Here is a 17,053-nt window from a genome sequence, read left to right as displayed (position 1 = left end):
GTTAGTTGAATATTGCGGCGCATTCTAACAGGCTCCTCATGGCCTAGCAACTGCTCCGGTGACTATACAAAAGATAAATTGGGTCCCGTTTGCGAGTTATGATATAGTTGACTGGAAAAAGACGAATTAGAGGGATTATTGGACTTTAGGGGAGACGATATGAAAGAATTTTTCATAAAACAGATGGCCATGTATTCAGCCTATCATATGGACGGCAGAAACCAGCTGACCCATTATATTGGCGTACCGTCTATCGTTGTCTCTCTTTTTATGGCTTTTTCCTGGATTGATGTCTTTGCCACAAACGGTATGCAGGTCACTTTTGCGATGATATTTATCGCCATTATCCTGATGTTCTATCTGTTTTCCGATCTGCTGATCGGGCTGATCGCGGCTGCTGTCTTTATCCCGCTCCTCAAGGCCTCAACGTACCTTGCACCGTTGCCTGACCTTGCAGGCTGGATGTGGTTTGCCGTCCTGTTTGTCGGCGGCTGGATTTTCCAGCTCGTGGGGCACGTCTTTGAAGGCAGGAAACCAGCTCTCCTTGACAATCTTTTCCAGATTTTCATGGCTCCGAGCTTCCTGATTGCGGAAGCCCTTTTTCATCTGGGATTGCACCGGGGTCTGAAGGAGGAGATCGGTACCCGTGTTGGAGAATATGCTGCCTAATTCAGCTAACTGCTGATAAAAAAGGACATATTTTTAGACAACCTTCACACTTTATTTACCCTAATCCCACAGAATTACCTCAAAGCATACAAGATTGAGGTAGATATTAGATATGAGTAATTTGGATCTGAGCAGGATCAGCATATTGGTCGTGGAAGACAGCCAGTTTATCAGATCACTGATTGTCAACAGCCTCCGTGTACTCGGAGTGGGAACGATTAAATCGGTGGGAGATGGCGGTGAAGCCATTGAATTCCTGAAGCAGGTGGCTGATGACCCCATGAAGGCCGGAATGATGTCCGTGGATATGATCGTTTCCGACTGGGAGATGTCTCCTGTCAATGGCATGATGCTTCTGCGCTGGGTACGCCGGCATAAAGAGTCTCCGGACCGATTTGTTCCTTTTATCATGTTGACCGGTTATTCAGAACCGAGCCGTGTGCAGGAAGCCCGGGAGATGGGTGTCAATGAATTCATGTCCAAACCTTTCTCCATCAACGCCCTTGCCGATAAAATTTTCTCTGTAGTGATGAAACCACGCCAATATGTCCACACTGCAAGCTATTTCGGGCCTGACAGGCGCCGTCAGGCAATCCCTATTGAAGGGGAAGACCGTCGCAAATTAACCTATGAAAGTGAAGAAGTGGAAGTGGTCAATGGCTAAGCCGGTACGGGTTCGTTATTATCGTCTGAAGAATAAATTGAAGGAAAAGGCGGTTGGTCTTGGTTCAGTAAGCGCAGAGGATGTTTCATTTGACGATGACCTGATGCTCAAGGCCCAGGAAGCCCTTCAGGAAATGGCAGAGGATTATCCGGACTGGGTATCAACCCTGATTGACAGTCTGGCGGAGGAACATCGTCGTTGTGTTGACAGCCCCGAATATCGCAAGGCGCATTTTGAAAAAATCAATGCCATTGCCCATGACATGAAGGGGCAGGGGGGTACATTCGGTTATCAGTTGATTACCGACTTTGCCGATGGCCTGTATAATTTTACCGGATTGAACGCCGGCATGGGCGACAGCCATGTGGAAATTGTCAAGGCCCATATTGACGCCATGCGCGTGGTGATCAAGGACAGGATCGAGGGCGACGGCGCTGAAATCGGTGGAGAGCTGAAGAAATCCCTGGAAGCCGCGATTGACAAATACCGCCGGTAAAGAATAAACCGGCAACTCAAATATATAACCCTCCCGCATTTGATATGCAGGAGGGTTTTGTTTTTTTTGGCTCAGTCCGGTTTGACAGCCAGGATATCTGTGCGCAGGATTTTAAGAATTTTCTCGCTGCTGTTGCCAAGAATAATTCGAGACAGACCTTTCCTTCGGTGCGTTCCCAGCACCACCAGTTCCGCTTTTAGCCTGTTGGCCATGGAAGGAATAACTTTTTCAATCTTGCCAGGTTTTATGTCGACATTTTGCGCGGGAATGCCGTATCCGGCAGCATAATCCTGAAGTTTTTTCAGTCGTTTTTCCTTGAAACGTTCAAAGATTTCTTCTCTGTTGACAATATCCAGGTCAGCAAGGGCAGAATTGTAAGTAACGACATAACAGCAATGCAGGTCAGCTTCCATGAGATCGGCATATTCCTTGGCGCTGCTCAGGACTTTGTCGTTGAGGGCCATCTGTTCCGCATCATCACTGGAGAAGTCTATAGTCGCCATGACTACCGGCTTGCTGCGCCACCGTTCTGCACTGAGGATCATGACCGGCACTTTGGGGAGGTTGAGCAAGCGGAAATCAGAAGGTTGATGCAGGAACGATTCGGATCTGTGGCCTGTCTTGATGATCAGGTCATAATTTGTACCTTCACAGGTTTCCTCGACAGCGCCGACCAGGCTTTTGCCCCACTGTATTTCTCCAGTCGCATTTTTCCGGCCAGCCAGTAACTTGTTCAGGTTTGCCTTGGCTTGCGACATAACTTTATCTTGCAGAGTCTGTGCTTCCTCAGCTGTGATCAGTTCCGGATGGTCAAACGCATTGTTATAGACGACCGAAAGGACGTGGATTGTTGCACCGCCGTGGTCTGAAAAATACAGTGCCTTGTCCAGTGCAAGGGAAGGGCTGTCTGGCAGCTGTTCGGCGATAACAAGAATTTTCTTCATAATGGTGACCTCCTGAGAATGACAATATTTCTCATTATATAATCCAGGGGACAAGTTTGCAATTGAGGCAGGTCAGTGATCCGCAAAATTATTTTTTGCGGCTCAGTTCTTTCATGGCGCCTTCAAGGCCGGCCAGGGTGAGGGGATACATGCGATCCTCCATCAGTTCCTTTATCAGGGTGACGGAATGGGTGTAGTCCCAGTATTTTTCCTGGACCGGGTTGAGCCAGACGGCGCTTTCGTAGACTTTGAGCAGACGGCGCATCCATACTTCGCCGCTCTCTTCATTCCAGTGTTCCACACTGCCGCCAGGGTAGGCTATTTCATAAGGGCTCATGGAGGCGTCACCGACAATAATAACCTTATAGTCGTGGGGATATTTATGCAGGATATCCCATGTATTGATCCGGTTCACATTGCGGCGGCGGTTGTCCTGCCATACCCCTTCATAAAGGCAGTTATGGAAATAGAAATATTCCATATTCTTGAATTCGGTACGGGCGGCGGAAAACAGCTCCTCGCAGGTTTTTATAAAGGGATCCATGGAGCCCCCTACATCGAAGAACAGCAGCACCTTTACTGCATTATGGCGCTCCGGCACCATCTTTATATCCAGCCAGCCCTGTTTGGCCGTGCTGTGGATGGTGTCATGCAGATCAAGTTCGCTTGCAGCACCTTCCCGGGCGAATCGACGAAGGCGTTTGAGCGCCACTTTGATATTGCGGGTGCCAAGCTCCACATTGTCATCCAGGTTCTTGAACTGACGTTTGTCCCAGACTTTGACGGCCCGGCCGTGCCGGCCTTCTTTCTGGCCGATACGCACACCTTCCGGGTTATAGCCGTAGGCGCCGAAAGGGGAGGTGCCGGCGGTGCCAATCCATTTATTGCCGCCTTGATGGCGTTCGTTCTGTTCTTCCAGACGTTTCTGCAGGGTTTCCATGAGCTTGTCCCAGTCGCCCATGCCCTCGATTTCTGCCATTTCCTCTGGGGTGAGGAACTTTTCCGCCAGCTTGCGCAGCCATTCCTCGGGGATCTCCGCCAGAAGATCCTCGCTGGCTGGCGCGTCCAGGCCTTTAAAGTGATGGCCGAAAACCTGGTCAAATTTGTCCAGGTTACGTTCGTCCTTCACCAGGGTTGCCCGGCTCAGATAATAGAAATCATCGATGGAATAGTCCGCCAGGCCTTCTTTCATGGCTTCCATAAGCGTCAGGTACTCCCGCAGGGAAGCGGGAACGCCGTGATCTCTGAGCTCGAGAAAGAAATTGATGAACATGGGAACTTACCTGTTTTCCCGCTTGGACATGAAGGCGAGGCGCTCGAATAGATGCACATCCTGCTCGTTTTTCAGTAAGGCGCCATGCAGGGGCGGGATCAGTTTTTTCGGATCCCGGCTTTTCAGCACGTCCAGGGGCATGTCTTCTACCATCAGGAGTTTAAGCCAGTCCAGAAGCTCGGACGTGGAAGGACGCTTTTTCAAACCCGGTACTTCGCGGATATCATAGAACAGGTTGAGGGCTTCGCGAACGAGCATCTGCTGGATATCGGGATAATGGACACTGACAATCTGATGCATGGTGGCCCGGTCAGGGAACTGGATATAATGGAAGAAACAGCGGCGCAGGAAGGCGTCCGGCAGTTCCTTCTCATTATTGCTGGTGATGATCACCAGAGGACGCTGGGCGGCCTTGATCGTTTCACCGGTCTCGTAAACATTGAATTCCATCCGGTCCAGTTCCTGCAGCAGGTCATTGGGGAATTCAATATCCGCCTTGTCGATCTCGTCAATCAGCAGGATCGGGGGCTGTTCGGCCGCAAAGGCCTCCCACAGCTTGCCTTTTTTGATATAATTGCTGATGTCCTTGACTTTTTCGTCGCCGAGTTGGGAATCTCTGAGGCGGGAGACAGCGTCATATTCATACAGGCCCTGCTGGGCCTTGGTGGTGGATTTGATGTGCCATTCCAGAAGGTTCTTGCCGGTGGCTTTGGCGACCTCGTGAGCCAGGACCGTTTTCCCGGTGCCGGGTTCGCCCTTGATCAGCAGGGGACGCTGCAGGGTCATGGCGGCGTTCACGGCAACCATCAGGTCTTCGGTTGCTACATAAGTATCGGTACCCTTAAACTTCATATTCAAACACCTGTTTTAAATTGTTTGATTAAAGTTACTGCAGAGTAAAATGATGGTCAAAGAAATTATTTTTCTTTCAGCTTGTTCTGCACCCAGTGATCAAAGGGTTTTTTCATATCTTTCATGAACTCGGACCAGGGTTGATCCGGTTTTTTTGACTGAATAAAGCCCCTTTCCAGCCAAGGCGGGTTTTGCTGTCCAAAGGTCCACCAAGGTGTGCCGTTTGTGAGCCACCAGACTTCCGTCCCAGTACATCCCGCCTGAACGACTGGTGTAGTAGTCGGGCCGATAACTAAGTCTAGACAGGACATCATAGCTGCGGTGCCGTCAAAATCATTTTTTAGATCCAGGTCCGTAAAATTATGAATTTTTACTCCATACTTATCCGAGAATGAAACGAGTTCTTGGCAGCAGGCATCATATTGAACATTTATGAAGTTGACCTTGTCGCTTTTCAGGATAGGTAGCCAGTCTTCAAGGGGAGGGTAGTGAAGTTGCCGTTGAACGTACATGGTTCCACTTTGCCAGCAAATACCTACGTTCAGTTTTTGTGGCAATTCACTTAGCCGGTTGTGCCAATTGTCTATCAGGTCGCTCGAAGGAGACAAAATTTTCTGGCTTGGGGAAATATCGTGTAGTGAAGTCCAGACATTTGCCATAGCATCCAGGCAGTAACAGTAATAATCTATCGTTTTAATGTCCTCGGGGCTTAGGTCCGGATAGAGACGGCCGTTCCTTCCCTCGGGAGTCATGAAGACTTCAAACGGTAGAATATCGGCTTGGGGAAACGAATTTTTATAAAGGTGGACCAGCCGCTCATCACAGCCAATATAAACGTGTTTCGCCTTATCAATAATTTGGGCATAGATAGGTGTCGCCAGCAGTTCGTCCCCAACCCCCTGTTCAGCGGAAATAAGGAGTGTTTTGTCGGTGATATCGGTTCCTGGTTTCCAGACAGAAATATTATAAGGAAGGACACAGGACGCCACGCTGCTTGGGTGATGACGCCATTTATATTCCTCCCATCCCTCGGCGAGTTTCCCCTGACTCATCAGGATTTTGGAGTAAAGGAGGTGTGGATTGGAAAACTCACTGTAATTTTCCATGCATTCTTTCACCACCTTTTCCGCGTCAGAGAATCTTCCAAGTTCAAGATAAATAGTGGGAAGATTGTAAAGTACCAGCCGGTTATAGGGATCCTGCCGATAAGCTTCTTCATAGAAAACAAGACTGGATTCAGGGCCATCACGAAGATGGACGACGCTGCCAAGCGCGAGCCATAAACCGGCGTTTTCAGGAAATATGGGAATAACTCCCTGAAGAAGATCTATGGCCTTATCAAATTGATCGGTTTCTTTTAACGCTGTGGCAAAATTAACATATCCCTTGGGGTCATTCGGATTGAGCAGCGTATAATGTTCATAAGCCCTGAGCGCCAGATCGTGAAAATTCATCTTTGTCGCAGCACCGCCAATGACGGTACAAATGTCCGCATTTTCAGGTGCCTTTTGCCACACATAGGTCAGGACGTTGATGGCTTTGGCTTTTTCCCCTATTTCGAATAGGCAATTGGCAATTTGAACGCCAACCTGGGAATTTTCTTCATCATAATTCCATGCGGCATTTAGGAAGGCGAGGGCTTGTGAATATTCTCCCCTGCTGAATAACTTATTTCCTTTTTGCAGATATTTGTTAAATTGTCCCCGACTCCTCGCCGGTCCCAGGGTGCCGCTGTTTTTACCGGAATTTTTGGCCATCTTTATCCTGTGTTGGTTTTTCTGGTTGCATTGCTTTCGGTCGGGGTAACGGGTTAGTTTCCTGATTTGTGAGATTTGACCCAGCTATAAAACGTTTTTCCCATTTCAGTCATAAAGTCAGGCCACGGCTGGGCGGGGTCTTTTGCATGGACGACGCCCTTTTCCAGCCAGGGAGGGTTCTTTTGTCCATATGTCCACCAAGGTTGACCGTTGCTCAGCCACCACACTGCTACACCGGCGCATGCCGCTTCGGCGACGGGGGTGGTGGTCGGGCCGATGACAAGATCGAGGTTTTGCATTAGGGCGATGGTTCCTGCAAAATCATTTTTCAGGTCAAGGTCGTCAAAATTATGGATTTTGATCCCGTGCTTTTCTTTCATTTTTTTTAACTCTTCAGCATAATTCCCATATTGCACATTAACGAAATTGACATTTTCGTTTTTCAGGATAGGAAGCCAATTATCAAGTTCTGTATAGTTTGTTTTTCGGGTGGCATGCAGTACACCACTGCGCCAACAAACTCCGATATTGAGTTTTTTTGGCAATTTTTCAATCCGGGTTTTCCACTTTCCTCTCAGGTCCTTAGTGACGTCCAGAATCTGGGCCATGGGTTTGATGTCTTCCACAGATTGCCAGAGGTTTGAGACGGCATCTAGGTTGAAACACATATAATCAATTTGCTCAATCTGTTCTTCAGTAAGATCTTGGTATGTTCTGCCCCGCCGGCCATCGCTGAGCGCATAAACGCTGTAGGGGAGGATAGTGGCTTCCGGAAAGGAAGTCTCAAACAGCGGCACAAGTCTACTGTCACATCCGATATAGAGATGTTCTACCATTTCGATCAGTTGCCTGTATACCGGTGTGGCGAGCAGTTCATCGCCAACACCCTGTTCCGCACTAAGCAAAAGATTTTTTCCTTTGATGTCTATGCCCTTGTTCCAATAGTCGATTTTATAGGGCAGCAGGCAGGCTGACGGATTTGTAGAATGATGTCGCCATTTATATTCACTCCATCCTTCGGACAGGCGGCCTTCATTAAGAAGGATTTTGGAGTATAGAAGGTGAGGTGAGGCAAAATCGTTGTATCTCTCCAGGCAGGCCAAGACCGTTTCCTTGGCTTTATCAATTTGCCCGAGATCATAATAAATGCCAGGGAGGTTATTGAGAATCTGTCGACTGGTCGGATTTAACCTGTAGGACTCTTCAAAGAATACGAGCGACTGCGCTGGTCCGTCTCTTAGCTGTACGGCAGCCCCAAGCGCGTTCCACATTTCGTCGTTTTCCGGATATATCGGAATAATTTCCTGCAAAAGGGAAATTGCCTCGTCCAGTCGGTCGTTTTCCCTTAAGGCCGTGGCCAGGTTGACATAACCCTTGGGATCGTTCGGTTGAAGTTTGGTATAATGCTCGTAGGCCTTTAAAGCCAGATCGAAAAAGTTCATCCTCAGGGCGGCAGAGCCGATAACCGTACAGATATCTGCTTTATCCGGATGCTTTTGCCAGGTATAGATCAATAAATCCAGAGCCTGATTTTGCCGTCCCATCTGAAACAGACAGTCGGACAGTTGAATTGTGATTTCTGGAACTGAGTCGTCATATTGCCAGACTGCGTTTAGGAACTTTGCGGCACTCGCATATTCACCTTTTGAATAATGATAGTTCCCTTTCCGAAAATATTTTGTAAATTGCCCCTTTGTTTTTACGGGAGGTAATGCATTGGATTTGGGTGTTTTTTGAGCCATTTAACTTGAACCTTGACTTCCGGTCTGTTTTTGGAAGCTGTATAAACAACAGGTCTGACCGGAATTAGATATTTTAACAAAAAAATTCACCTAATGTTAACCACCTGTTTGTGAAAATGCAAAATAACAGTTATGCTTCTGACGGGAACATGCGTTGTTTGTCAGGAACATAAGAAGAAAGATAACAAATGGCTTTGAAGTTATCATTGAAACCCGGTGAGAAATTTGTCGTGAACGGGGCTGTTATTGTCAACGGGGACAGGCGTGCCACACTTGTTTTGCAGAACAAGGTGTCGTTGCTGAGAGACAAGGATATCTTGCTTGCTGAGGAGGTGGATACACCCGTCAAGCATGTATATTTCCCTATCATGCTTATGTACATGGATGAAGCAGGGCGCAAAAAATATTATGAGAAATTTGTTCTCAGGATGACGGAACTGCTGGGAGTTGTGGAAGACCCTGAAGCCAAAACACTTTGTGTTGCCATTAGCCAGGATGTTATGGAAGGTGAATATTACAAGGCGCTAAATAAGTGTAAGAAATTGTTTGAATATGAAAAAGAGAGGCTGAATTATGTCCCTGGAAGCGTACCAGAAGACACAGCAGGCAACTGAAGCACCGTCGCAGACTGAATACAGGATTTTTGCAGAGGTTACTCGTGCTCTAATTGATGCGAAGGATCTGCCGAAAACTGACAAGCGCCTTCATGATGCTCTGTACAGGAACCGCAGGCTGTGGTCTACACTGGCTACGGATTGCGCAGTCGAGGGCAATAAACTTCCGGATATGCTGCGCGGACAGATTATCTCTCTGTCAATATGGGTTGGTAAATACAGTTCGCAAGTGGCCAGGGGGGAAGATAGTATTGACGTTCTGGTTTCTGTGAATCGTAATATTATGGACGGTCTTGCCGCCCAGGCGTCGCTGGCTTCTTCGTCAGTGAATAACGACACCGGTGATAGAAATGGTCAGGACTTTACTTCTGCCACCGTCTAATTCTCTCAAAATTTTCTTAATGATTTAAGTGTAAAGGCCTGCAAAACTGCGGGACTGTGGGTATTTTTCTGTTTAACTCATTGTAATAAAACGGGGATTCGAAAAAGTTATTTCATTAATTCTCTTGTTAACCTTTTATTCACATGTTACACGTAACCTGATCGTGTGAGCTGCAACGTCAGAAAGACAATGATACAGTTTGCGTAGATCGGGTAGAATGCCCGGCGGGACAAAAAGTCCTGTTTAATAGTACTCTCAGAATGGAGATTTATAATGGCTTTTTCAGTCAATACTAATGCGGGTGCTCTCGTCGCCCTCCAAACTCTCAACAAAACCAATGCAGCACTGAACACCACTCAGTCCCGGATCAGTACCGGTCTGAAGGTTGGCAGTGCTAAAGACAACGCTGCGGTCTATTCCATTGCTCAGTCTCAACGGTCTGAAATTTCCGGTTTGAACGCCGTGAAAGGCAGCCTGAGCCGTGCTACTGGTGCTATCGATACTGCTCTGGCTGGCGCGGAAGCTGTTTCCGATCTGCTCATCGAGTTGAAGGAAAAAGCTGTGGCTGCCGCTGATACCGGTATTGACGCTTCACAGCGTACACTTTTGAACAACGAATTTACCGAACTGCGTAACCAGATCGATACGATCGTTTCCAATGCGGAATTCAATGGTATTAATGCTCTTCGGGGTTCAGATGCCATTACAGCGATTGTGAACCAGGATGCTTCTTCCTCAATCACTATTGCTGCCCAGGATATCGACGTTGGTACACTGGGGCTGTCCGGTAAGTCAATTACCACTTCCGCAAGTGCGGCAGGCGTTGTGGCTCTGGTTGATACAGCTCTGGATACAGTGAACGCCTCTCTGGCGGTGCTTGGTGCCGGTGCGAAACGTATTGAATCGGTGTCAACCTTCGTGAACAAGCTATCGGATTCGATTGAGACAGGTATTGGTAACCTTGTGGATGCTGACCTTGCCCGAGAAAGTGCGAACTTGCAATCGCTGCAGGTTAAACAGCAGCTTGGGTTGCAGGCGCTTTCGATCGCCAACCAGGCTCCGGGTGCAGTGCTCTCACTCTTCGGATAATAATCCTTATGTGGGTTTGGCGGGACGGAAGTCCGTCTCGCCAAACCACAATTTTCTCTTTATTCCATAATTAAAATTTTCTAGAATTGTTTGTGTTACATAAATATTTGATTATTAAATGAAGTTGGTAAAACTGGTGTAAGCCGGAGATATAACAAAGTAAGAGAAGAACGATGGTTGACGGTATGAAAATAAATCCGTCGGTCCCTGGAGCTGGAGTTGCTAAAGATACAGAAAGATTTAGCAGCTTAAAAGATATAAAGAAAATAACAGTTCCACTAAAAACTGAAGACACTACTAATACTCCAGGGTCCGGAGCGGAACAGGAAGGTAAAGTCTCTGCAGCAATTAAGCAAGCTGCGGAAGACAAACTTAATTTATTGAGTTCCGGTAACGTCCAGGATTTTCTTAAGGCGGCTGAAACAATTATAAACGCTTCACTACCTCAGGATCCACCTGATACAACTTTGAGAATTGATCAGGATGATGCAACAGGTGTCTTTGTCTACCAAGGGGTAGATAAAACATCAGGCGAAGTTGTGCATCAGTGGCCAGCGGATGAAGTGTTAAAATTTCTGGCGTTTTACAGGGAACAGGAAGGCGCAGAAGGAATTGTTGTTGATGTCGAGACCTGATGGGCAAAAAACATTTTCAATATCGGAACCCGCCTGACATAATCAGGTGGGTTTTTTTATAAACGCAGTTGAATCGATGAAAATATTAGTCACAGGTGGATCCGGTTTGCTGGCGCCCTATATCGCCGAGCAATTCTCATGCGCTGGTGACCTGATCCTGACGTCTCGAAATGATCCGCACTACCCTTGTGATTTAACAAAACCCCAGGAAGTTTCTGCCCTTATCGATGAAGTATTCCCAGGAGTGGTGCTTCATCTGGCTGCCATGACAAACGTGGATTACTGTGAAGAACATCCTGAAGAGGCGATAGCGGCCAATGCCACAACAACCCGGAATCTTGTGACCGCCCTTGCTGGTTCGGAAGCCTATTTCGTGTATATTTCAACGGATCAGATCTATCCGGATGGTGAAGGTCCTTTCTGTGAAGAAGGCTCAGGTCCTGTCAATCATTATGGCAAGAGTAAGCTGGCCGGAGAGCTCGAAGCTAAAAAATATATGAATAGTCTGATTGTCAGAACAAATATCATCGGTCCTTCAAGGACATCAGGCCGGGACAGCCTGAGCGATTTTTTTATTAAGGCCTTCTCTGAGAAAAAACAGATAAGTCTTTTTAAGGACGTCCTCTTTTCGCCTTTGCATATGGCAACTTTGGCACAGGTCTTGCTACAATGTTATGAGCAGGATTTGCGCGGAACCTATAATCTTGGTTCTCATGAAGGAATGAGCAAGAAGGATTTTGCCCTGAAACTGGCAGAACAAAAGGGACTGGATGCCTCTCAAGTGACCATAACTGACAGCACAAATATACCCGGCCGTGCGCCCAGGCCACGGGACCTGAGGTTAAATGTTGCCTGTTTTGAATCGATGAGCGGGATTAAATTGCCTAGTCTGCAGGAAGAGATCGAAAAATTATGAGCAATCTAATCAAAATTGGAAATCATTTTGTGGGGCCCTCTGAGCCCGTCTATTTCATTGCGGATATTGCGGCAAATCATGACGGAGACTTGGAAAAAGCAAAGGATCTGATTTATTCCTGTGCGGAAAGCGGAGCCAGGGCGGCAAAATTTCAGAATTTCTTTGCCAAATCCATCGTCTCCGACAAAGGATTCCGACAGATGGGGGGAAAGTTATCTCATCAGGAAGACTGGGATAAAAGTATTTATGAAATTTACGACGATGCTTCTCTGCCAGTGACTTGGACCGAGGTCCTGAAAGAGACCTGTGCAGATGCCGGCATTGACTATTTTACAGCCCCTTATTCGCTTGAACTTGTGGAACTTCTTCGGCCTTATGTGTCCGCGTGGAAAATGGGTTCCGGGGACATTACCTGGCACGAGGAAATTGAGGTCATGGCCCGTTCTGGTCTTCCTTTCATTATGGCTACAGGAGCTTCTTGCATGGAAGAAGTTTCGGCGGCTGTGAATGTGGCTCTGAAACATACTGACCAGCTTATCCTCATGCAGTGTAATACAAATTATACAGCCCGGCTCGACGAGCCCAGGGATGTTACCCTCGAACGGTTCCGAAATATCAACCTGAAGGTTCTGGAGAGTTATGCCAAAGTCTTTCCCGGCCTATCCCTCGGTCTGTCCGATCACACCCATGGGCATAGCACGGTTTTGGGGGCTGTCGGCCTGTATGGCGCCCGGTCCGTTGAGAAACACTATACCTTGGATAATAACCTTGTCGGTCCTGACCATCCCTTCTCCATGAACCCGGAAAGCTGGCGCCTGATGGTGGAAAAGACAGCAGAGCTGGATGAACTCCTGTCCAGGGGAATGACGTGGGAAGAAAAATATCGGCTGGTAGAAACTCTCTGTGATGATCCCGAGGGTCTTGCACTTTCCATTGGTGACGGAAAGAAAAAGATCGAAGACAATGAAAAGGATACCGTTGTTTTACAACGTCGGGCGCTGAGGGCGACAAGGGATTTAAAGGCCGGAATGAAAATCGGGGAAGGGGACATTTTTCCCTTGCGGCCTTGCCCCGAAGATGGTCTGCCGCCCTACGATCTTGACAAGTGCGTGGGCAAAATCCTGCTCTCGGATCTTGAAGAAGGGGAACATATTACCCTTGGTAATCTGGGGTAACACTGTATGGCAAAAGGGGAAAAACATATCGCTATTATCATTCCGGCGCTCAATGAGGAGAATACCATTGCCACTGTAGTCAAGGCGGTTATATCTTATGGAGATGTGATTGTGGTGGATGACGGGTCCACGGATGCGACCGCGGATATTGCTCGCAAGGCTGGGGCACAGGTGATTTATCATAAGGTGAATCTGGGGTATGATATGGCTCTGTTCAGCGGGTTTTCCCGAGCCATAGAGAAAGGGTATAATATCTGTCTGTCCATTGATGCAGACAACCAGCATTGCCCCGAGTATATTCCGGATCTTGTTCGTCCCATCCTGGATCGGGAAGCAGCGATCTCCATCGGTGTGCGCCCGAAACCGGCCCGCCTGTCCGAAGGGCTGTTCAGGATTTATACCCGCCTGAGGTGGGGAATACGGGATATTCTTTGTGGCATGAAGGCCTATGATACTGCCGTTCTGATAAACTACGTTCATATCTTTCGCCATTCCACCATCGGCACTGGTGTCACCTTGGCAGCGGCCAGAAAAGGTGAAACCATTACTCAACTGGATATGCCGATCCGGGAACGCGAGGACACGCCTCGTATCGGCCGACTGATCCGGGCCAATTGGATTATTTTCAAAGCCATGATGGGGGATATTTTATCCGGAGGTGCCTATGCCAAAAGCTGACAAAACAGTCGTTATTGTCCAGGCCCGCATGACCTCAACCCGTCTGCCAGGCAAGGTGCTGATGCCGCTGTCTGGGAAAACCATTCTCGAACATGTTATTGAACGCTGCCAGCGGATCAGGGGTATTGATGAAGTTTGTGTGGCCCTGCCGGACGATGAAGCCCAGGAGCCGCTGGCGGGATTCGTGCGCAAGTTATCCGGTGTTTCCCTGTTCCAGGGGGCGGAGACCAACGTCCTGGAAAGAACCTTTCAGGCCGCCCGTCATGTCAATGCAGATACCCTTCTCAGGGTAACTTCTGACTGTCCCTTCATCGACCCTCTGGTTTCCGGAGCACTTTTGGCGGCCTACCGTGAGGCCGGGACCAGCTATGCCCGCCTGCCGATGGATCGGGGCTATCCTCTGGGCTTTGATACGGAGGTTCTTTCCATGAGTTTGCTTCAGGAAGTCTATGAGGCGGAAACCGATGACTATGAAAAAGAACATGTAACTCCCTATATCTGGCGTCGTCCTGAGAAATATGGCTGCCTCATGCTGGATTGTCTTCCTGATCTTCGGAGCTGGCGACTGGTCGTGGATGAGCAGAAGGATTATGAGTTTGCCTCCCGTGTTTTCGGGGAACTTTATCCACGCCGCCCGAACTTCGGTTTTGAGGATCTGAAAAGGCTATTTTCCGAAAAACCGGAACTACTTGAAATCAACGCTACTGTGGCGCAAAATCCCTATGTAAAATAAACCGGTTAGTCCGGTAGTCAGGAATGCAGCATGAATACATCAAATACTGAACAGACCTCCTTCTGGCGCGGGGAATTCGGGGATGACTATATCGACCGTAATGCGGCCGATGCGGAACATCTGCGCAACCGTCTGGCCATGTGGAGCCGAATTATCGCTCCTATGCGGGATGATATGCCGAAAAAGATTCTGGAAATTGGCTCAAACATCGGGCTTAACCTCAGGGCCCTGAATCTCTTGACAGATGCCGACATGGTGGCGGTTGAACCAAACGGTAAGGCGCGGGAAGTCTTGGTTCGGGACAGGATTGTCGCCCCTGAAAATGCCATTGACGGTATAGCTTCCGATTTTGAGCTTGAGGACGGGGCTGTGGATATGGCCTTTACCTGTACGGTAATGATTCATATTCATCCGGACGATCTTCTGGCTGCCTGCAAGAGGATTCATCGGGCAAGCAGCAAATATATCGTGTGTATTGAATATTTTTCCGACAAGCAGGAAATGATTGAATACCGCGGGCACAGTAACAAGCTGTTCAAGTGCGATTTCGGCGGATTCTGGATGGATAATTTTCCGGATCTCAAGCTTCTTGACTATGGATTTGAATGGAAACGGATTACCGGGCTGGATAATTTCACCTGGTGGGTGTTTGAGAAAAAGTAAACATGTCGGAATTGCCCGGAAACAACTACATCGTTGCTACTATTGAGGCCCGCATGACCTCAACCCGTCTGCCGGGTAAGGTGCTGAAGCATTGCCAGGGCAAGTCGATGCTTGCCCTCATGGTGGAACGGGTGCGGTGTGCCAGACATATAGATGATGTGGTCATCGCTACCACTGTGAATATGACTGATGATGTAATTGTGGAAGAAGCCAATCGCTTGGGTGTGAGTTTTTACCGCGGCAGTGAGGATAATGTTATGTCCCGGGTTCTTGAAGCCGCGAAATTCCACGGGGCTGACATTATAGTGGAACTTACCGGTGATTGTCCGCTGATGGATCCTGCTCTTATTGATGAGGCAGTCGAGGCCTATGTGACCGGCAGCGTAGACTATCTGTCCAATTTCAATTATCTGAGTTTTGACACGAGTGAAACCTATCCCATCGGCTGTTCTGTCCAAGTTTTCAAAACCAGTGTTCTGGAAGATGCCTTTAAGCGGACTGACGAGCCTCTCGACCTAGAGCATGTCAGCCGCTTTATATATCAGCATCAGGATCTTTATAATGTAAAATTCATCGGCGCGCCGGAATCGCTTTGTGCGCCGGAGGTATCCATTACCCTCGATACGCCGGAAGATTTTCAATTGATTGAGGCTGTATTTGACAACCTCTATCCTTCCAATCCTGAATTCACCCTGGAGGATATTCTTCTTTTTCTGAAAGAAAATCCGGAGATTGCCTCCCTGAACAGGCAGATAGGACGGATAAAGGTGTGAGTGACTCCTCTGGTCCCTATAATGTGTTTCTTATCGGCTGCGGCGCCATTGCCGGCGGTTATGACGGGGCAGATACAGTTTCCCCCGACTTGGTGCAGACCCACGCCAAGACCTTCACCCTTCATGAAGCCTTCAGGGTCGTTGGGTGTTACGATCCGGATCCGGAAAAGGTTCAATATTTCGCCAAAACCTGGGATATAAAATATATTGCGACTGATCTCGAAACCGCTTTCCGGGATTTGAAAGTTGATGTGGTTTGTATTTGCAGCCCGACAGAATTTCATCGTCAACAGCTGAAGTTTCTGCTGGATAAGAACGTTCGGCTGGTGCTGTGTGAAAAACCCCTCACCGATGGTATTGAAGGGAGCAGGGAAATCATCCGGCAATATGCAGAATGCCCCATCGCTCTGACGGTAAATTATCTGCGACGCTGGAATGAGGCCTTTCTTTCACTTTCGGATAGAATCAAAAGTGGGGAGTTTGGCGAACTACAGAGGGGCACCGGCTGGTATAATAAGGGGCTTTATAACAACGGATCCCATATGGTGGATCTGTTCAGGATGTTTTTCGGCGACCTGACTGTAACCCATGCCGGAAATATTCAATATGACTTCTGGCCAACTGACCCCACTCTGAATGCGGGGCTAAGGACATGTAAGGACAAGCCCCTTCATCTGGCCGGTACCGATGTGGGCCATTTTCAGTTTTTTGAATTCCGGCTGATTATGGAGAAGGCGGTCATTGATATGGTTGACTTCGGCAATCGTCTGGTTCTGCGGTTGGCGGGACCCGGTGGGATGCCTGCCCGCAAGGCAGAAACCATTGAGACCGGGCGGGAAAGAACCTTTCTGCAGTTAGCTGAGAATCTTGAGGGCTATTTTACCCGAGGGGAAGCTTTAAAATGTCCTGCGGAGGATGCGGTTAAAACCCTGGAAGTTTGCGCTGCTATCCGGCAAAAGGTCGGGGTATCGGCCTGAAGAAAATTAGAAGGATAAAAT

The 17,053-nt window shown here is 48.2% G+C and carries 19 protein-coding genes; 14 read left to right on the top strand and 5 right to left on the bottom strand.

Annotated features, from left to right (window positions below; genetic code table 11):
* Nucleotides 1-159: 159 nt before the first annotated feature.
* From ACORNT_RS13395 to ACORNT_RS13385, 3 genes are all read left to right on the top strand, one after another.
* Nucleotides 160-669 (top strand): DUF962 domain-containing protein, encoded by a 510-nt coding sequence (locus ACORNT_RS13395; RefSeq protein ID WP_321391768.1) that lies wholly within the window; start codon nt 160-162, stop codon nt 667-669.
* 112 nt (nt 670-781) lie between these two features.
* Nucleotides 782-1,333, top strand: a complete 552-nt coding sequence (locus ACORNT_RS13390) for a response regulator (protein ID WP_321391765.1) — start codon at nt 782-784, stop codon at nt 1,331-1,333.
* The gene (locus ACORNT_RS13385; RefSeq protein ID WP_321391763.1) at nt 1,326-1,829 is read left to right on the top strand and encodes a hypothetical protein; all 504 of its coding nucleotides are present in this window, start codon (nt 1,326-1,328) and stop codon (nt 1,827-1,829) included. The genes ACORNT_RS13390 and ACORNT_RS13385 overlap by 8 nt, the downstream gene beginning before the upstream one ends.
* 71 nt (nt 1,830-1,900) lie before the next feature.
* Here ACORNT_RS13385 and ACORNT_RS13380 read toward each other — a convergent pair whose 3' ends face one another.
* The 5 genes from ACORNT_RS13380 to ACORNT_RS13360 form a co-directional block, all read right to left on the bottom strand.
* Nucleotides 1,901-2,773: a universal stress protein gene (locus ACORNT_RS13380; protein ID WP_321391761.1), complete on the bottom strand. Its 873-nt coding sequence runs from the start codon at nt 2,771-2,773 to the stop codon at nt 1,901-1,903.
* A gap of 88 nt (nt 2,774-2,861) precedes the next feature.
* Entirely contained in the window at nt 2,862-4,046 is a 1,185-nt protein-coding gene (locus ACORNT_RS13375) for a VWA domain-containing protein (protein ID WP_321391759.1), read from the bottom strand.
* A 6-nt stretch (nt 4,047-4,052) separates the two neighbouring features.
* Nucleotides 4,053-4,898 carry a MoxR family ATPase gene (locus ACORNT_RS13370; protein ID WP_321391757.1) on the bottom strand — a complete coding sequence of 282 codons (846 nt, stop codon included), beginning with the start codon at nt 4,896-4,898 and terminating at the stop codon, nt 4,053-4,055.
* A gap of 65 nt (nt 4,899-4,963) precedes the next feature.
* Nucleotides 4,964-6,655, bottom strand: coding sequence for a tetratricopeptide repeat protein (locus ACORNT_RS13365; protein ID WP_321391755.1), 1,692 nt, complete (start codon nt 6,653-6,655; stop codon nt 4,964-4,966).
* Between the two features lie 53 nt (nt 6,656-6,708).
* Entirely contained in the window at nt 6,709-8,397 is a 1,689-nt protein-coding gene (locus tag ACORNT_RS13360; RefSeq protein WP_321391752.1) for a tetratricopeptide repeat protein, read from the bottom strand.
* A gap of 188 nt (nt 8,398-8,585) precedes the next feature.
* Here ACORNT_RS13360 and flbT point away from each other — a divergent pair, with 188 nt between their 5' ends.
* From flbT to ACORNT_RS13305, 11 genes are all read left to right on the top strand, one after another.
* On the top strand, nt 8,586-9,011 hold the full coding sequence (flbT, locus tag ACORNT_RS13355; RefSeq protein ID WP_321391749.1) for a flagellar biosynthesis repressor FlbT: 426 nt from the start codon (nt 8,586-8,588) through the stop codon (nt 9,009-9,011).
* Nucleotides 8,971-9,393 carry a flagellar biosynthesis regulator FlaF gene (gene flaF, locus ACORNT_RS13350; RefSeq protein ID WP_321391746.1) on the top strand — a complete coding sequence of 141 codons (423 nt, stop codon included), beginning with the start codon at nt 8,971-8,973 and terminating at the stop codon, nt 9,391-9,393. The genes flbT and flaF overlap by 41 nt, the downstream gene beginning before the upstream one ends.
* Before the next feature lie 273 nt (nt 9,394-9,666).
* Nucleotides 9,667-10,482, top strand: coding sequence for a flagellin (locus ACORNT_RS13345; RefSeq protein ID WP_321391742.1), 816 nt, complete (start codon nt 9,667-9,669; stop codon nt 10,480-10,482).
* 173 nt (nt 10,483-10,655) lie between these two features.
* Nucleotides 10,656-11,117, top strand: coding sequence for a hypothetical protein (locus ACORNT_RS13340; protein WP_321391739.1), 462 nt, complete (start codon nt 10,656-10,658; stop codon nt 11,115-11,117).
* A gap of 76 nt (nt 11,118-11,193) precedes the next feature.
* The gene (locus tag ACORNT_RS13335) at nt 11,194-12,033 is read left to right on the top strand and encodes an SDR family oxidoreductase (RefSeq protein WP_321391736.1); all 840 of its coding nucleotides are present in this window, start codon (nt 11,194-11,196) and stop codon (nt 12,031-12,033) included.
* Nucleotides 12,030-13,208, top strand: coding sequence for an N-acetylneuraminate synthase family protein (locus ACORNT_RS13330; RefSeq protein ID WP_321391735.1), 1,179 nt, complete (start codon nt 12,030-12,032; stop codon nt 13,206-13,208). Before ACORNT_RS13335 ends, ACORNT_RS13330 begins: the two co-directional genes overlap by 4 nt.
* A 6-nt stretch (nt 13,209-13,214) precedes the next feature.
* Nucleotides 13,215-13,886, top strand: a complete 672-nt coding sequence (locus tag ACORNT_RS13325; RefSeq protein WP_321391733.1) for a glycosyltransferase family 2 protein — start codon at nt 13,215-13,217, stop codon at nt 13,884-13,886.
* Nucleotides 13,873-14,619: a glycosyltransferase family protein gene (locus ACORNT_RS13320; RefSeq protein WP_321391731.1), complete on the top strand. Its 747-nt coding sequence runs from the start codon at nt 13,873-13,875 to the stop codon at nt 14,617-14,619. The genes ACORNT_RS13325 and ACORNT_RS13320 overlap by 14 nt, the downstream gene beginning before the upstream one ends.
* Nucleotides 14,620-14,649: 30 nt before the next feature.
* Nucleotides 14,650-15,282, top strand: coding sequence for a pseudaminic acid biosynthesis-associated methylase (locus ACORNT_RS13315; protein WP_321391729.1), 633 nt, complete (start codon nt 14,650-14,652; stop codon nt 15,280-15,282).
* Between the two features lie 2 nt (nt 15,283-15,284).
* A complete protein-coding gene (locus ACORNT_RS13310; RefSeq protein WP_321391726.1) occupies nt 15,285-16,055 on the top strand; it encodes a glycosyltransferase family protein in 771 nt (256 codons plus the stop codon).
* On the top strand, nt 16,052-17,032 hold the full coding sequence (locus ACORNT_RS13305; protein ID WP_321391723.1) for a Gfo/Idh/MocA family oxidoreductase: 981 nt from the start codon (nt 16,052-16,054) through the stop codon (nt 17,030-17,032). Before ACORNT_RS13310 ends, ACORNT_RS13305 begins: the two co-directional genes overlap by 4 nt.
* The last annotated feature ends 21 nt before the right edge of the window (nt 17,033-17,053 follow it).

Origin of the sequence: Emcibacter sp. (genome assembly GCF_963675455.1) — a bacterium.
GTDB lineage: Bacteria > Pseudomonadota > Alphaproteobacteria > Sphingomonadales > Emcibacteraceae > Emcibacter.
The sequence above is the reverse complement of the archived record's forward strand: the minus strand, read 5'-3'. Positions and strand labels throughout refer to the sequence as shown.

Bases quoted from the DNA above. Each gene is read 5' to 3' on its own strand.
- ACORNT_RS13310 (WP_321391726.1), top strand. From the start codon at position 15,285: ATGTCGGAATTGCCCGGAAACAACTACATCGTTGCTACTATTGAGGCC.
- ACORNT_RS13330 (WP_321391735.1), top strand. From the start codon at position 12,030: ATGAGCAATCTAATCAAAATTGGAAATCATTTTGTGGGGCCCTCTGAG.
- ACORNT_RS13360 (WP_321391752.1), bottom strand. From the start codon at position 8,397: ATGGCTCAAAAAACACCCAAATCCAATGCATTACCTCCCGTAAAAACA.
- ACORNT_RS13390 (WP_321391765.1), top strand. From the start codon at position 782: ATGAGTAATTTGGATCTGAGCAGGATCAGCATATTGGTCGTGGAAGAC.
- ACORNT_RS13385 (WP_321391763.1), top strand. From the start codon at position 1,326: ATGGCTAAGCCGGTACGGGTTCGTTATTATCGTCTGAAGAATAAATTG.
- ACORNT_RS13315 (WP_321391729.1), top strand. From the start codon at position 14,650: ATGAATACATCAAATACTGAACAGACCTCCTTCTGGCGCGGGGAATTC.
- ACORNT_RS13325 (WP_321391733.1), top strand. From the start codon at position 13,215: ATGGCAAAAGGGGAAAAACATATCGCTATTATCATTCCGGCGCTCAAT.
- ACORNT_RS13335 (WP_321391736.1), top strand. From the start codon at position 11,194: ATGAAAATATTAGTCACAGGTGGATCCGGTTTGCTGGCGCCCTATATC.
- ACORNT_RS13380 (WP_321391761.1), bottom strand. From the start codon at position 2,773: ATGAAGAAAATTCTTGTTATCGCCGAACAGCTGCCAGACAGCCCTTCC.
- ACORNT_RS13365 (WP_321391755.1), bottom strand. From the start codon at position 6,655: ATGGCCAAAAATTCCGGTAAAAACAGCGGCACCCTGGGACCGGCGAGG.
- flbT (WP_321391749.1), top strand. From the start codon at position 8,586: ATGGCTTTGAAGTTATCATTGAAACCCGGTGAGAAATTTGTCGTGAAC.
- ACORNT_RS13320 (WP_321391731.1), top strand. From the start codon at position 13,873: ATGCCAAAAGCTGACAAAACAGTCGTTATTGTCCAGGCCCGCATGACC.
- ACORNT_RS13340 (WP_321391739.1), top strand. From the start codon at position 10,656: ATGGTTGACGGTATGAAAATAAATCCGTCGGTCCCTGGAGCTGGAGTT.
- ACORNT_RS13395 (WP_321391768.1), top strand. From the start codon at position 160: ATGAAAGAATTTTTCATAAAACAGATGGCCATGTATTCAGCCTATCAT.
- ACORNT_RS13345 (WP_321391742.1), top strand. From the start codon at position 9,667: ATGGCTTTTTCAGTCAATACTAATGCGGGTGCTCTCGTCGCCCTCCAA.
- ACORNT_RS13370 (WP_321391757.1), bottom strand. From the start codon at position 4,898: ATGAAGTTTAAGGGTACCGATACTTATGTAGCAACCGAAGACCTGATG.
- ACORNT_RS13375 (WP_321391759.1), bottom strand. From the start codon at position 4,046: ATGTTCATCAATTTCTTTCTCGAGCTCAGAGATCACGGCGTTCCCGCT.
- flaF (WP_321391746.1), top strand. From the start codon at position 8,971: ATGTCCCTGGAAGCGTACCAGAAGACACAGCAGGCAACTGAAGCACCG.